Here is a 1,596-nt window from a genome sequence, read left to right on the forward strand (position 1 = left end):
CTCGAACGCCGGCGGGCCCGGAAGGCGGCTCGAACGCCGGCGGGCCTGGACTTTGGCTGATGTCGCCGTCTGGCGGGACGGATTGCCCGGAGGGGGAGTTCGGCCCCGCCCGGGGGCGCCACCCAACGGTGGCCGGCGGCGTCGAAGACGCTGCGGGTCCGCGGCGGGCACCGAGAGGTTCGGGCGGAGCCCGGGCCTGGTGGTTCCCCGGACGGAGTCTGGGGGACGGGTCAGGGCGGAGCCCTGGGAACGGTGGAAGGGCGGGTAGGGGACCACGCCCCGCGCAGCGGCACCCACCCGCAGGCGCAGACGGCGACCGGCCTCGCGCAGCGGTACGCACGCGGTGGCGCTGGCCGTCGGCCTCGTGTGGCGGCGCGCATGCGGTGGCGTTGGTGATCGGCCTCGCGCAGCGGCGCGCACCCGGTGGCGCTGGCGGCCGGGCCGGGCGGCGGTGCATGGGTGTCGGCAGGAGCAGGCTTCGGAGTGGGGTACGGCCGAAGGGCGGTCGGCGGGGTGGGGCTCGGGGGTGTTCGGGGGGCGGGCGCGGTCGGGGACGGGGGTGGAGCTCCGGGTGGGGGCGGAGGGCCGGGAACGGCGGGCGGGCACGTACCATGGCGACATGTCCTTCCTCCGCCGCCACCGCGCCGCCACACCCGCCGGCCCGGACTTCGACGTCCTGGCCATGGACCCGGGGGACTGGCCGGGCAATCTCGGGGCCGGGCTGCTGCCCGCGCCCGACGGCAGCTGCCAGGGTGTCTTCCTCCGCTACGACCTCTTCGGCGGACGCGGCCCCGCGATGATCATCGGAAACCTCCCCGAGGGTTCCCCCGCCCGCGACCTCGCCGAGGGCCAGGTCCCCTTCGAGGTGGCCCAGCTCCTCGACGCCCTCGAGAACGACGAGGACGTCGAGGTCACCGGCGCCGAGGACTGCCCCGTCATGCAGGGCGACAACCTCCTGATCGTCCGGAAGATCAAGCTCTCCGAGAGCCGGATCAGCTGCGTGCAGTTCGACCGCAGCGACAACGTGCTGGTCACCATCGCGAGCTGGGACCGCCCGATCACCGACGACCTGTACGCGCTGCTGAAGCCGCTCCCCGCCGAGCTCTTCCAGCAGGGCTAGCCCCCTTCCTCGGCCCGCAGGCGGGCCGAGGGCGGGCGGCGGACGGGCCGAGGACCGGTATCCGGCCCGGAGCCGGAGCCTTGATCACAGCCCGAGCCGACGCCCGAGCTCCGGCCAGAGCCCGAGTCGGAGCGGAGCCCGCGAGTGCTCCGGCCGGCGCCTCGGGTCCACGGCGGGCCCGATCCGTTGTCACGTGCCCCGGTGGGGCCCGGCCACCCGTCCGCTGCCGACCCCGTACGGGCATGCGTTCGCACTCGGCCCGGCCGCCGATCACGCGTCCGTGCCCGGCCCCGTACGGCCATGCGTCCGCACGTGCCCCGGCCACCGGTCGCGTCTCCGCGGCCGGTCCTCGCCACGGGCCAACCCCGACAGGCCCTGCCCTCGCCAAGGGCCAAACCCCGGCGGGCCCGGCCGGGGGCCAGCGGCCCCCGCCGGGGCCGCCGCGCCTGACGAGGTAGCGGGGTCGTTCGCCCCCC

Annotated in this window: 1 protein-coding gene; it reads left to right on the forward strand. The window is 76.6% G+C overall.

All coding sequences use genetic code 11. From position 1 onward, the window contains the following. Window positions 1-619: 619 nt before the first annotated feature. A complete protein-coding gene (locus tag ACWGDE_RS38820; protein ID WP_405495919.1) occupies window positions 620-1,120 on the forward strand; it encodes a hypothetical protein in 501 nt (166 codons plus the stop codon). The last annotated feature ends 476 nt before the right edge of the window (window positions 1,121-1,596 follow it).

The organism is Streptomyces sp. NPDC054956 (genome assembly GCF_053609185.1).

Bases quoted from the DNA above. Each gene is read 5' to 3' on its own strand.
- ACWGDE_RS38820 (WP_405495919.1), top strand. From the start codon at position 620: ATGTCCTTCCTCCGCCGCCACCGCGCCGCCACACCCGCCGGCCCGGAC.